7 protein-coding genes are annotated in these 13,520 nt (G+C 68.2%); 1 reads left to right on the forward strand and 6 read right to left on the reverse strand.

The features are described from left to right. The first annotated feature begins 148 nt into the window (after positions 1–148). Positions 149–3,643, forward strand: coding sequence for a tetratricopeptide repeat protein (locus tag H181DRAFT_RS28290; protein ID WP_158715418.1), 3,495 nt, complete (start codon positions 149–151; stop codon positions 3,641–3,643). 842 nt (positions 3,644–4,485) lie between these two features. Here H181DRAFT_RS28290 and ppdK read toward each other — a convergent pair. The 6 genes from ppdK to H181DRAFT_RS06650 all read right to left on the reverse strand — a co-directional run bounded on the left by ppdK (position 4,486) and on the right by H181DRAFT_RS06650 (position 13,379). Further along, entirely contained in the window at positions 4,486–7,191 is a 2,706-nt protein-coding gene (gene ppdK, locus H181DRAFT_RS06625; protein ID WP_045863282.1) for a pyruvate, phosphate dikinase, read from the reverse strand. 549 nt (positions 7,192–7,740) lie between these two features. Next, positions 7,741–8,640 carry a Gfo/Idh/MocA family protein gene (locus H181DRAFT_RS06630; RefSeq protein WP_045863283.1) on the reverse strand — a complete coding sequence of 300 codons (900 nt, stop codon included), beginning with the start codon at positions 8,638–8,640 and terminating at the stop codon, positions 7,741–7,743. 73 nt (positions 8,641–8,713) lie between these two features. Beyond that, positions 8,714–9,919: an ROK family transcriptional regulator gene (locus H181DRAFT_RS06635; RefSeq protein ID WP_045863284.1), complete on the reverse strand. Its 1,206-nt coding sequence runs from the start codon at positions 9,917–9,919 to the stop codon at positions 8,714–8,716. 7 nt (positions 9,920–9,926) lie between these two features. Next, positions 9,927–10,820, reverse strand: coding sequence for a carbohydrate ABC transporter permease (locus tag H181DRAFT_RS06640; protein WP_045863285.1), 894 nt, complete (start codon positions 10,818–10,820; stop codon positions 9,927–9,929). Next, positions 10,817–11,881: a carbohydrate ABC transporter permease gene (locus tag H181DRAFT_RS06645; RefSeq protein ID WP_078895541.1), complete on the reverse strand. Its 1,065-nt coding sequence runs from the start codon at positions 11,879–11,881 to the stop codon at positions 10,817–10,819. Before H181DRAFT_RS06645 ends, H181DRAFT_RS06640 begins: the two co-directional genes overlap by 4 nt. 76 nt (positions 11,882–11,957) lie before the next feature. Next, positions 11,958–13,379 (reverse strand): ABC transporter substrate-binding protein, encoded by a 1,422-nt coding sequence (locus H181DRAFT_RS06650; protein WP_045863286.1) that lies wholly within the window; start codon positions 13,377–13,379, stop codon positions 11,958–11,960. Positions 13,380–13,520: the final 141 nt, after the last annotated feature.

The raw sequence follows: 13,520 nt of genomic DNA on the forward strand, positions 1-13,520 counted from the left end.
GCAGGAACTACTCGCACTCGGATCTGTGGAGGCGCCCTTCGGCCGACTTCCGGAGGCCGTGTTAGGGCGGGACGGAATCCTCACGGCTCTGACGCAACCCAACGAAGTAGATCGTGCGCGTATCGATGTCCTGTCTGGAATGGGCGGAGTGGGCAAGACAACGGTCGCTCTGAGCGCCGCCCAACAGACCAAAGAAGCTGGCGCCGAAGTCTTCTGGATTCACGCCAGCTCCGCGGCTGCCGTGGCGGATGGGATGCGGCACGTGGCCCTCCTAGCCGGGGCACCGGCTGACCATGTCGCCCATGCCTGGGAGAAGGGCGGACGGCCCGCCGCGGATCTTGTGTGGCGCCATCTGACGGCTCTAGACCGCCCATGGCTGCTCGTCTTCGACGATGCCGACGATCTCGACGTGCTGTCCTGTCCCGGTGCTGCATTGACCGATGCTACGAGCTGGGTGAGGCCACCCGTCGGCAGGTCACAAGGTGTGCTGGTCACCACGCGCGATGGCAACAAGCGATCCTGGGGCGACAGAATTGCACGCTTCCATCAACTTGCTGTCCTGGCTGTCGAGTTCGCAGGCCAGGCACTCCAGAAACTAGCTCCGGAAGCAGGAGACACTTGCTCCGCCAGGACTCTGGCCGACCGACTGGGGTTCCTGCCACTCGCACTTCACCTGGCCGGCACATACCTAGCCCAGGCATACGGTGATCCATTGGCCGAAGCTCAAACGTTCACCGAATACATCAACGTGCTCGAAGACTCCCCGCTGTTCCTCGACGACGCGACGGAGGGAGTGTATGGGGATCTTCGCAGCGAGGAGGAACGGGCACGACGGACCATTGCCGGCACCTGGGAACTGTCACTCGCTCTCCTCGAACGTCAGGGCACTGCTCATGCCCGTGGCGTGCTGCAACTGCTGTCTTGCTTCGCTCCAGCCGCATCCCTGCCCAACTCCCTACTCAATCCATCCACGATTGCTCGCCTCACGATGTGGCCGAAAGACCTGGAGCCGCGCGCAATCAGAAAGGCCCTAGGCGGCCTGCGCAGGTTCGGTCTCATCGTCGCCGAAACGCTCGCGGCGGAACCCGAGTACCAGATCCATCGTCTGGTCGCCGAGGTGTCGGTCGCCCCGCTCCTCTCGGGACACGAGGACTACGGAGAGGTGTGGGATTCGGCGGCTGACCTGCTGGTGGCGGCCACTCCACATTCGGAGAATCCGCGTGATCCGAGTTCCTGGCCGGCCTGGCAGGGGCTCGTCCCGCATTGGCTGGTCTTGTTGAACAGGTTGCCGCGATCGGGCGCTCCTGCCGACGATCGTCTTACTGCAGTGTTGCTCTGCGCCGGGGTAGCCGTTTCATATCTGCACTTCCGGGGCGATTTTGAGACGGCCTGCAAGTTGGCGGACGAAGCGTTGGAGCGCTCCGATTCTGCAGCTGCCAACCTCTGGGTCGGAGTCAACCTTCGCAGACACCGAGCAATTGCAGTTAAGGAGATGGGCGATCTGAAGTCTGCCGAGTCCGAGCTGGACCGCATTGCGGAGGAATGCGTAGAACGTCTCGGAGCAGCTGACTCAACCACCCTATCCCTGCGCTACGAACGCGCGAGAGTGGCTTCGGAGAGGGGGAAGCTCGCGGAGGCGGAGCACGAGTACGACGAGGTGATCCGCCATGAGACGCAGCTGTTCGGTGCCGAGGCAGCTCAGACGTTGCGTTCGCGCCACGCCCGTGCCATCTGCATCAGAAGCATGGGCCGCCTCGATGATGCAGCGGCCGAAGGAAAGTTGGTACTTGAGGGGCTGCGAGCCGAGTTAGGGGAAAGGCACCCTGATGTCCTCGAAGCCCAACACGAATTCGCGATCTCGCTGCGTGACCAAGGAGAGAATGAACGTGCCGAGGAAGTTTTCCGCCAGGTCCTCCGGCTGGAAGAGGAGGCTCTCGGGGTTGAGCACCCATCTACGCTGATCACTCGCGCGAACCTCGCGTCCACCCTCATATTGCGTCAGGAATTCACAGCGGCAGAAGTGGAGATTCGGACAGTACTGGATGCGCGAATTCGCATTCTCGGGCCAGATCATCCCGTGACACTCGACGCACGCCACGTCCTGACTGTACTGCAAATGCGGCAAGGGGAACTCGACGCAAGAAGCGCAGCAGCGGTCTTTGGGGAGTTGACCGACGCGCAGAGAGAACAACTCACCGATGACCACCCCAACGTGTTGGTCAGCCGCAATAGCCATGCTGCGGCGCTGCGCACCCTTGGTGAAGTGACCGAGTCCGAATCGGAGTACAAGGCGATCCTGGAGGCGGCTACCGCACGCCATGGCGAGCAGCATCCGGTCACGCTCAATGCGCGTTTCGCGTGGGCAATGGCTTTGGGACGCGTCGCGCGAACTGATGACGCGGTATCTGAGATGCGCAAAGTCCTAGACCTCCAGGACCGTGTACTCGGTAGCTCGCACCGGAACGTCGCCAGTGTCCGTGCCTCGCTCGGTGCCCTCTTACTGCAGCAAGGAAACCTCGACGACGCGGAGGCACAATTGCGGCAGGCGCTAGACACGTTGCCGGATGACGATGCTGGGCGCTTGGATGTCCGACACGATCTAGTGACTGTTCTCCACGCGCGCGGAAGACTGCGAGAGGCCATTCGGCAGCTGAGGGAGATCGCCGACGCGGAGCTTCGGCGATTTGGGCCTGCACATCCCGACACGATCACTGCCCGCAATAGTCTCGGAGTCACCCTGAAGGACTTCGGAAAGATTGAAGAAGCAATCCTGGTCTACCGCGAGGCTCTTAAGGATGCCGCCAGCAAGCACTCCAACGATCAGCCCCTCGTGCTGACGCTACGCCACAACCTCGCTGTAGCACTGCGCAAACAGGGCAACCTCGACCAAGCGGAGAAGGAGCATTCGGCGATTCTGAAAATCCAGGAGCGTCGGCTCGGCCCCGAGCATCCCGAGACACTGGCCACGAGGCATTCCCTCGCCCGCATTTTGGACGACAGGGGAGCCGTCACCGAAGCCGAAGCCGCGTACCGCGAACTCCTGTCAGCAAGCGCCCGTGTCCTGGGGCTCAAGCATCGCCTGACCCTGTTCATCTGGGGCAACCTAGCCTTTCTGCTCAGCGCTCAACAGCGGTTCGCCGAAGCAGAGGCGGAGTACTGCGATGCTCTAGATGCATGCCAGAGATTCCTTGGAGATGACCACCCAGAGACTCTGACGACGAATCACAACCTCGCGATGGCGATGGCGAATCAGGGGCGGGTCGCACAGGCCATTCCGCGGTTTCATGACGTCGTGGAGCGTCGGAAACGCACACTAGGACCTGATCATTCGGAAACTCTCATAGCGCGCAAGAACCTCGGCGAAGGCCTGAGCCGGACGGGGCAGCCAGCAGCAGGTGCCAAGGAGTTCAAGAAAGTGGCAGAGGGCTGGGCACGTACACGCGGCGCGGGCCACGAATCAGTCTGGGACCTACGCTACCGACTAGCCCAACTGCTGTGGGAGGCCGGGCAGCCGCGCGCCGCGCAGCACGAACTCGAAACTCTATTGGACCTCGCCCAGAAGGACGGCCCCGACGGGGACCCACGCATCACCACCCTGCAACGCGTGCTGATGGCTGTGCGTGCCGATGATGGCGATTCCTAACCCTGATCACACGCGAGCGGTCAGCCGCTCACAGTCCGGGAGCCTTGATCGACGGTGTCGCACCCCAGTTCGGTTGTACAGCCGACCGGTAGTCACACGGCGCACAAGTGCTTCACGCTGCCCTGCGGTGGTGAGAAGCCCCGCAGGTGGCACTGATGTCGCACAACTGCTGTGCCCTGTCGGGCATCAGTTCAGCGGCTCGGAGTCGTATGCGCATCACGCCCCCTGGGCGGTTGGAGTGTCATGAAGCGCCTTGTCACATGGCAGCCGGCCGCGGGATGTGCGCCTCCTCCTCTGGCGCGGGGACCACATCGAGCACTCGCCGGGACCACATCGAGCACTCGCTGTATCTGCGCTCCGACGCTTTCGAGGGGCGTCCCCTCCGGTAGGCCCATGCCCCATCCGTTCCGACGCACCTCAGCCAGAACCCGCACGCCCTCGCGTAGCGCCTCGGTCACGGTGAAACCCGCGCTCTTCAGCACTGCCAGGTCGGCGGACATCTCCTCATCGATCCTCACCAAGGTCCGCGCTCCGGGCGCGGGCACGGCGCTCACTGCTGATCCGACGTGTCGGGTATTGGCCGTGCCCTGAGGGCACATGGGGCTGGGCAACGGCCTAAATCGATGACAGCCAATGAGAGTAGTTCTCGTAACTCACTCGCTGTGTCTCCGTTTCGGCACAGGTCAGAATGAAGGGGCGGCACCTCCGCACAGGTGCCGCCCCTTTCGCGTCCCCTGCCGTGCGCCGCCGGTGAGGGTGGGCGGGCGGTGGCCGGCTGGGGGGATCAGGCCCGCGAACGGCCTGGCCGGGGGCTTCCGGGCCCGGGCCCGGAAGCCGCGGTGTCAGGAGTCCGCCGCGGCGCGTCCCGCCTCCAGCCGGGCGACCGGGATGCGGAACGGCGAGCAGGACACGTAGTCGAGGCCCACCTCGTGGAAGAAGTGCACCGACTCGGGGTCGCCGCCGTGTTCGCCGCAGACGCCGAGCTTGAGGTCGGGCCGCGTGGCGCGGCCGTCCTCGACGGCCCGCCGTACGAGTTCGCCCACGCCGTCCTTGTCGATCGTCTCGAACGGCGACACCCCGAAGATGCCCTTCTCCAGGTACGCCGTGAAGAAACTGGCCTCGACGTCGTCCCGGCTGAAGGCCCACACGGTCTGCGTGAGGTCGTTGGTGCCGAAGGAGAAGAAGTCCGCCGACTCCGCGATCTGCCCGGCCGTCAGTGCCGCGCGGGGCAGTTCGATCATCGTGCCGAGCGTGAGGTTGAGCTCCACCTCGTGCCGCTCCTCGACCTCCGCGATGACGGCTTCCGCCTCCTCGCGGACGATCTCCAGCTCCTGCACCGTGCCGACGAGCGGGATCATGATCTCCGCGCGGGGGTCGCCGCCGCCCGCCTTGCGTTCGGCGGCGGCCTCCGCGATGGCGCGCACCTGCATGGTGAACAGCCCCGGCACCACGAGTCCCAGCCGCACGCCACGCAGCCCCAGCATCGGGTTCTGTTCGTGCAGCCGGTGCACGGCCTGGAGGAGGCGCAGGTCGTTCTCGTTCGCGTCCTTGCGGGACTCGGCGAGCGCCACCCGCACGGAGAGCTCGGTGATGTCCGGCAGGAACTCGTGCAGCGGCGGGTCCAGCAGGCGGACCGTCACCGGCAGCCCGTCCATCGACTCCAGCAGCTCGACGAAGTCGCCCTTCTGCAGCGGCAGCAGCGCTTCCAGCGCCTCGTCCCGCTCCTCCTCCGTGTCGGCGAGGATGAGCCTCTCGACGAGGCTGCGCCGCTCGCCGAGGAACATGTGCTCGGTGCGGCACAGGCCGATGCCCTGGGCCCCGAACCGCCGTGCGCGTGCGGCGTCTTCGGCGTTGTCGGCGTTGGCGCGGACACGCAGCCGGCGGACGCGGTCCGCGTACGCCATGATCCTGTGCACCGCCTTGACGAGCTCGTCGGCGTCGTCCGCGCCGGCGTGCATGCGGCCCTCGAAGTACTCGACGACGGGCGAGGGCACTACGGGCACCTCACCGGCGTACACGGTGCCGGTCGAGCCGTCGATCGAGACGACGTCGCCCTCCTCGACGACCCGCCCGTCGGGCGTCTTCAGGCAGCGCCGCTTCGTGTCGACCTCCAGCTCCTCGGCGCCGCACACGCAGGTCTTGCCCATGCCGCGGGCGACGACGGCGGCGTGCGAGGTCTTGCCGCCGCGCGAGGTGAGGATGCCCTCGGCGGCGAGCATCCCGTCCAGGTCGTCGGGGTTGGTCTCCCGCCGGATGAGGATGACCTTCTCACCGCTGCGGGACCACTTGATCGCGGTGTAGGAGTCGAAGACCGCCTTGCCGACGGCGGCACCCGGCGAGGCGGCGATGCCCCAGCCGATCCGGTCGGCGTCGCGCAAGCCGCCGTTGCTGTCGAAGCGGGGGAACATCAGCTGGGCGAGCTGGTTGCCGTTGACGCGCTGCAGCGCCTCGGCCTCGTCGATGAGCCCCTGGTCGACCAGCTGCGTGGCGATCCGGAACGCGGCGGCGGCCGTGCGCTTGCCGACCCTCGTCTGCAGCATCCACAGCTTGCCGCGCTCGATGGTGAACTCGATGTCGCACAGGTCCCTGTAGTGCGTCTCCAGGGTCTCCATGATCTGCATGAGCTGGTCGTAGGACGCTTTGTCCAGCTGCTCCAGCTCGGCGAGCTGCACCGTGTTGCGGATGCCCGCGACGACGTCCTCGCCCTGGGCGTTCTGCAGGTAGTCGCCGTAGACGCCCTGCTGCCCCGTCGCGGGGTCGCGGGTGAAGGCGACGCCTGTGCCCGAGTCGGGGCCGAGGTTGCCGAAGACCATGGAGCAGACGTTCACGGCGGTGCCCAGGTCGTGGGGGATGCGCTCCTGACGGCGGTAGAGCTTGGCGCGCTGGCCGTTCCACGAGTCGAAGACCGCCTTGACGGCGAGGTCCATCTGCTCGCGGGGGTCCTGCGGGAAGTCCCGGCCGGTCTCCTGGAGCACCAGCTTCTTGAACTTCTCCGCGAGCGCCTGCATGTCCTCGGCGTCCAGTTCGACGTCGGTGACGGCCCCCTTGGCCTCCTTCGTCTGTTCGAGGACCTCGGAGAAGACCTCGCCGTCCATGCCGAGGACGGTGTCGCCGAACATCTGGATCAGCCGGCGGTAGGAGTCCCAGGCGAAGCGTTCGTCGCCGGACTGCGCGGCGAGCCCGTGCACCGATTCGTCGGAGAGCCCGATGTTGAGGACGGTGTCCATCATCCCGGGCATCGAGAACTTCGCGCCGGAGCGTACGGAGACCAGCAGCGGGTCGTCGGCCTGGCCGAGCCTCTTGCCCATCTTCCGCTCCAGCGCCTCGAGATGGGCGCTCACCTCCTGGCGGAGCTCGGCGGGTTCCGAACCGCTCGCGAGGTAGACCTTGCACGCCTCGGTGGTGATGGTGAACCCCGGTGGCACCGGGAGACCGAGGTTGGTCATCTCGGCGAGGTTGGCCCCCTTCCCGCCGAGGAGGTCCTTGAGGTCCTTGTTGCCCTCTGTGAAGTCGTAGACGAACTTCTGCGCTGCATCCTGATCCGGCACCGGACTCGACCCCTCGTGGACGGTTGCCCTGACGGCGGGGAGCGTACCCAGATCCAAGGCGCAGAGGTACGTCCGGCAATGCGCCAAAGGGCGGTAACCACCCGTCCGCCCGGGGATCGAAGGCGGCGGCTGTCCCGTCTGGCCTCAGAGGCCGGCTCCACAAGTCGAAGTGACCGATGCGCAGCGGAAGCAGCGAAACGGAATCCACCACTCTCGGTGAGACCGGGCTTCGGGAGGTGAATCTAGGCCGGGTAAAGTACGGGGTCGCTCCTTGGAGACATGGACCGCACAAGTGAGCGCTCATATGAGCGTGACCCTTATCAAGGTGGCGAGAATCACGCCTACGAGGGACCGGTAAATCTCACGATGCGGACGCTTCCCGCTACGGCGAGGCACCCCGTGCCACGCCCCCTCGCGGCCTTCGGTGAAGCCGGCGGAGCAGACCCGGCCGCCGGAGCCCGCCGCACGACCGGACCGGCGGGCCCATCAGGACGCGGCGGTCAGCCGACCACCGCCCGCGCGGACCGGGGCCCGCGGCCGGCGGGACGCTCAGGAGCCCGGCGAGGAGCTGCCCGCGGCCTGCGCCAGCAGCTCCTGGAGCCGCAGGCCGCGGCGTACGTCGATGTCAGAGGAGCGGTTCGATCGCACGGCTGCCGCGAACTCGCCACGGAGTACGGGCCAGGCTTCCTCGTGGTCGAAGTCCGCGGTGTCGTAGACGAGTTCCTCGTGCTGCCCGTAGAGCTCGACGCGCGTGAGGGCCCGCGGCAGCCGCACCGCGCCGGAGAGCGACGCCTGGCTGACGGCGCCGTTCTCGTGCTCGCACGACAGCTCCATCCAGCGGCGCGCGTCGCCCGTCGCCCGGACCGAGGCGATGGGCGAGACCGCCATGTCGAGCAGGTCCAGCAGATGCGGACCGAGGTCGAGCAGAGCACCGTGCTCCAGGCGCCAGCCGGTTGCCATCTCGCCCCCCAGGAAAGCGCCGTGCAGGAAGCAGGAGCGGGCCCCGTGGACCTTCAACTGCCCGGCGCGGGCGAGGAATTCACGGGTTCGGGGGTGGTAGCGCTTGCTGAGGACCAGCTGCGAGACCACGCCGCTCTCCTCCACCGCGTCGGCGAGCGTGCGGGCGGAGGCCAGGTCGAGTCCGAGGGGCTTCTCCAGCAGCAGCGCGCGGCCCGCCCGCGCCGCCCGTACGGCCAGCTCCGCCTGCACGGAAGGCGGTACCGCGAAGGCCACCGCCTCGCAGGAGCCGAGGAGTTCGTCGAAGGAGGCCGCGGGGGCCGCCCCGTGCTCCGCGGCGATCTGCTGTGCCGCTTCGGGCCGCCGCGCCCACACCGAGACGAGGGCGGTCTCCGGACCCGCTGCCAGCATGCGGGCGTGCATGGCCCGCGCCCACGGGCCGGCCCCGACGAGGCCGACGCGTATCGGATCGTCCGTCCAGGGAGCGGTCATTGGGGTGTCCTTCCGTCGGGCCTCCCCCGGCGGGGAGTCGGGGGGTTCGGGCAGTTCGGAGGCCGGGTGGGCTTCACGCTTCGAGCGCGGCCAGGCGGGCGTCGGCGCGGTCCGGGGAGTAGAGGTCCTCGACGACCACGGCGGCGGCTCCCGTCAGCCCCGCGCGCTCCCCGAGCCGGGAGGTGACCACGTTCAGGTGGGAGGTGCTGCGGGGCAGCGCCCGCTGGTACAGCAACTCCCGAACGCCCGTGAGGAACGGGGTGCCCGCGAGGTCGCCCGCGATCATCAGCACTCCCGGGTTGAGCAGGGTGACGACCGTGACCAGCACCGCCCCGACCCGCCTGCCCGCCTCCCGCGCGAGGCGCACCGCGTCCGGCTGGCCCGCGGCCAGGTGCTCGCGTACGCCTGCCACCGACGACGTCTCGATGCCCGCCTCCGCCAGCTGCTCCGCCAGGGCGCGTCCGCTGGCGACGGCGGCGAGGCAGCCGTAGGAGCCGCACATGCACAGCGCGTCCGGGCAGTCGTGGAGCCGGATGTGCCCGATGTCGCCCGCGCCGCCGTCGATGCCGCGGTAGAGGCGGCCGTCGGCGACGACGCCCGCGCCGATCCCCGTGGAGACCTTCACGAGCACGAACGCGGCGCAGTCGCGGTGGCCTGCCCGGTGCTCGGCGTAGGCCATCAGGTTGGCGTCGTTGTCGACGAGCACGGGCACCGGTTCGGGGACGCCCGGGATGTGGCGGGAGCAGGCCTCCTGGAGCCGTTCGCGTATCGGGTACGCGTCCCAGCCCGGCATGATGGGCGGCTGCACGACCAGGCCGGACGCCCAGTCCACGGGCCCTGGCACGGACAGGCCCACGCCGCACACCCGGTGGCGCGGGGTGCCGCTGCGCTCCAGCAGCTCCGCGAACCACCGCGCCAGCCGGTCCAGTACGCGCTCGGGGCCGTCCGCGAGCAGCATCGGCCCGGCGTGTTCCGCGAGGACGTTTCCGGCGAGGTCGGTCACGGCCGCGTTGGCGTCGCGCGTACCGAGGTCGGCCGCGAGGACGACGGCGTGGTCCGTGTCGAACTCCAGCCGTGTGGAGGGCCGTCCGCCCGTCGGCGCCTCGACCGGCGTTGTGTCGCCCTCCCGCAGCCAGCCGGCCGCGAAGAGCTGGTCGAGGCGGTGCCCGACGGTCGACCGGGAGAGCCCGGTGGCTCTCAGGAGGGCGCCGCGTGTGGTGGCCTTGCCCTCCCGGATGAGGCGCAGCAGATGCCCCGCGCTGGCCTGGTTCCCGGTCATCTGCTCCTCAGCTCTTGTCCGCGCCGCTGGTCAGGCCCTCCGTCAGCAGCCGCTCCGCGGCGAGGAAGAGGACGACCACGGGGATGGTCAGTACGACCGATCCTGCCATCAGCACGGTCTTGGACACCTCGACGCCGTTGGCGAGCTGCTGGAGGCCGAGGGAGACCGTCCAGCTCTCCGGGGTCGCGGCGAGGAAGAGCAGCGCGAAGAGGAACTCGTTCCAGGCGATCATGAAGATGTACAGGCCGGTCGCCATCAACGACGGTGCGGCGAGCGGCAGTACGACCTTGCGGATGATCTGGAGCCGCGAGCAGCCGTCGAGCGCCGCCGCCTCCTCGATGCTGAACGGGATGGTGGCGAAGTAGTTCTTCATCATGTAGATCGACACGGGCACGGTCTGCGCGATGTAGACGATCGCGAGGCCCACGAGGCTCCCTTGGAGCCCCATCCGCGCGAACATCACGAACAGCGGCACGGCCAGCAGCGTCGCGGGAAAGAGGTAGACCGCGAGGAAGAGCGCGCTGACGTGCCGTCCGCCGAAGAAGCGCAGCCGGCTCACGGCGTAGCTGCCGGGGATCGCGGCGAGCATCGTGAGGACGACGGCTCCGATGGACGCGAGCGCCGAGTTGGAGAGCATGTCGAGGAAGCCCTGGCCGCCCTCCGACGTCGGCTTGAGCACCTCTTCGTACGTGCTGAGCGTGAACTCCTTCGCGCTGACCCAGAGCCGGCCGGGGTCGAGGAGCAGTGCGTCGATGGGTTTCACCGACAGCAGCACCATGTAGTAGAAGGGCGCCAGCGTGATCACGGCCAGGAAGGCGATCACGACCCAGCGCACCACCCCGAACAGGCGCTCTTCGAACTGCGCCCGGCTGAAGGGGACTTGGCTGCGTGCCTCGCTCATGATTCCTCCTGGACCTTCCTGCCGAAGAACGCGAAGTACAGGCCGAGCAGCACCATGAGGACCACTGCCAGCACGAGGGCCTGGGCCGCCGCGGCTCCCACGTCGAAGCGTGCGGTGAGGAAGTCGTAGACGCGGACCGCCACGACGTCGGTGCCGGAACCGCCGCCGGTCAGCAGGTAGATGTCGTCGAACTTGTTGAACGTCATGATGAAGCGCAGCACGCACAGCAGCGCGATGACGGGCATCAGCTGCGGCAGCAGCACGTGGCGGAAGCGCTGGGTGGGAGCGGCGCCGTCGACCTTCGCCGCCTCCTCGAGTCCGTCCGGTACGGCCTGGAGCCGGGCCAGCAGGAAGAGGAAGGCGAAGGGGAAGTAGCGCCAGGTCTCGAAGGCGACGACGGTCAGCAGCGCCAGCGGTATCTCGAAGTGCAGCCCGAACAGGGCGACTTCGTAGGAGCGGGTGGAGAGGAAGGCCACCGGGTCGTCCCAGCCGAGGAGTTCGGCGCCCCACTCGTTGATGACGCCGAACTGCGGGCTGAGCGCGATCTCCCAGACGAAGGCCACGGCGACGACGGGCGCCACGTAGGGCAGCAGCATCGAGCCGCGCAGCAGTCCGCGTCCGCGGAAGGGCTCGCGCAGGGCGAGGGCGGCGATCAGGCCGAGGAGGATGGAGCCGGCCGTCGCGCCGACCGTGTAGAGGAGCGTCGTCCACAGGCTCGCCCAGAAGCCGGGAGAGCCGAAGACGGCGCCGAAGTTGTCCAGCGTCCAGCTGCCCAGCAGGCCCATGTCCTGGATGTCGACGAGTCTCGCGTCCTGGAAGGCCAGGAGGACCGTCCACAGGATGGGCAGGACGACCACGACCCCGACCACCACGAGGGTGGGGGTGACGAAGGCCAGGCCCGCGCGGTTCTCCCGGCGCGCCGCCGTGAGCGGGCCGCGCCGCCCGCGCGGTGCCGTGCCGCCGGGGCGTCCTCCGTCCCGCCCGTCCCCGGCGCCGTCCCCCTCGGGACGGCCGGCGGGCTGCGGGGCGCCGTCCGTTTCTCTCGTCGTGGAGTGCGTCATGGTGTGCGTACCTCGGGTGTGTGCGGACCTCGTCGGCCGTACGTAAGGGGGACCGGATGGCGGCTCGGGCGCCGGTTCACTCCAGGGACCGGCGCAGGGCGTCGACCTCGTCCTGTGCCTCCCGGGCGGCCTCGCCCGGCGAGGTCTGGCCGCTGGTCATCGCCGACACGGCCTTGGGGACGGGCAGTTCGCCGTTGGTGGCTCCGACGAGGGCGCCCTCCCCCTGCTGGAAGCCCCACCTGCGCATGGCGCTGACGCCGTCCGTCAGCTGGTCCAGCAGCGCGTCGGAGTAGATGGAGTTCAGGGGTTTGCGGTTGGTGGCCTCGACGCCCAGCCGGCTGGAACGCCACGCCTCCCGGTACTTGTCCGGGTCTTCGGGGGTGCCCTCGCGGACCGGGATCTTGCCTTCGGGCGCCATCCCGAACCAGTCCTCGTAGCCGCTGCTGAGCATGTACGTGATGAAGGTCTTGGACGCCTCGGTCTCGGCGCTCTTCGTCATCGCCCACGAGGTGATCTCGCCGAACTGGACGGGCTTCTCGCCGTCGGGGCCCTTGAGGGCCGTGGTGATGCCGCTGTTCTCCGCGAGGAAGGCGCGGTCCTTCTTGCACTCGGGGCAGCTGGGCACGACGTCCGCGCGCTCGCCGGAGAGTTCGTCGAGCAGGAAGGAGGACCACACCATCATGGGTGACCTGCCCGCGAAGTACGTGGCCCGCGTGGTGTCGACGGTCTGCGTGCCGCGTCCGCCGTGCTCGCGGGCGAGGGTGTCGTAGGTCTCGAACGTGCGCTTGCAGGCGGGCGAGTCCAGCGCCACCTCGTCCTTCTCGACGAGCTGGCAGTCGTTGGCGAGCGCGAGGTCCTCGAAGCTCTGCTGGGTGAAGGCGTCAGCCGGGTCGGTGGCGAGCGATATGCCGTCCATCCGGCCGCGGTCGAGACGTTCGGCGGCTTCGAGGATCTTCCCGTAGCTGTCGGGGGCGGGCAGTCCCGCCTTCTTGAACAGGTCCTTGCGGTAGACGAGCAGCTGGAGCCAGGCGTCGGACGGCACGGAGAGACGGGTGCCGCCGTCCGAAGTGAGCTTCAGGGCAGTGGGGTTGAAGGTTCCGGGGTCCAGGTCCTCGACGACCTCGGCGGGCCCCTCGGTGTCGAGCAGCCCGTTGCCGTGCATCTGCCAGGCCTGGCCGAGGGGGAGCGAGCCGATGACGTCCGGGAGGTTGCCCGCCGCGGCCGCCGACATGATCAGCTGCGGCAGCTGCCCCTCGTCGACCCCGACGAGATCCACCTCCACGCCGCTCTTCTTCTCGAAGCGGCTGATCATCTTCTTCTCGGCCGCCATCCGCGCCGGCAGGTTCTCCAGCGTCCAGACCGTGATCTTCCCGTCCGGTTTCCCCGGCCCCGCCTGGGCGTTCGCCGAGCAGCCCGCCAGCAGCGCGGCGCACAGCGCCCCGGCCACGGCGGCCGCCGCCGACCGCCTCGTCCTCGAACGCCGCGTCCACATCCGCATGCCTCGCCCCTCACCTGCTTCCGCTCATCAGGCATGCATCTCAACACCACTTTTGTCTTTTCACAAGACGTAACTCTCATGTACTTTCGACGAAACCCGAGAGGCCCGGCCCCGAGCCGGGCCCTGCCAAGTTCTTCGGAG

The organism is Streptomyces sp. WMMB 714, from assembly GCF_900090125.1.
Classification (GTDB): domain Bacteria; phylum Actinomycetota; class Actinomycetes; order Streptomycetales; family Streptomycetaceae; genus Streptomyces; species Streptomyces daqingensis.

Coding starts and splice junctions, on each gene's coding strand:
- H181DRAFT_RS06630 (WP_045863283.1), bottom strand. CDS start 8,640: ATGACCGCTCCCTGGACGGACGATCCGATACGCGTCGGCCTCGTCGGG.
- H181DRAFT_RS06635 (WP_045863284.1), bottom strand. CDS start 9,919: ATGACCGGGAACCAGGCCAGCGCGGGGCATCTGCTGCGCCTCATCCGG.
- H181DRAFT_RS06640 (WP_045863285.1), bottom strand. CDS start 10,820: ATGAGCGAGGCACGCAGCCAAGTCCCCTTCAGCCGGGCGCAGTTCGAA.
- H181DRAFT_RS06645 (WP_078895541.1), bottom strand. CDS start 11,881: ATGACGCACTCCACGACGAGAGAAACGGACGGCGCCCCGCAGCCCGCC.
- H181DRAFT_RS06650 (WP_045863286.1), bottom strand. CDS start 13,379: ATGCGGATGTGGACGCGGCGTTCGAGGACGAGGCGGTCGGCGGCGGCC.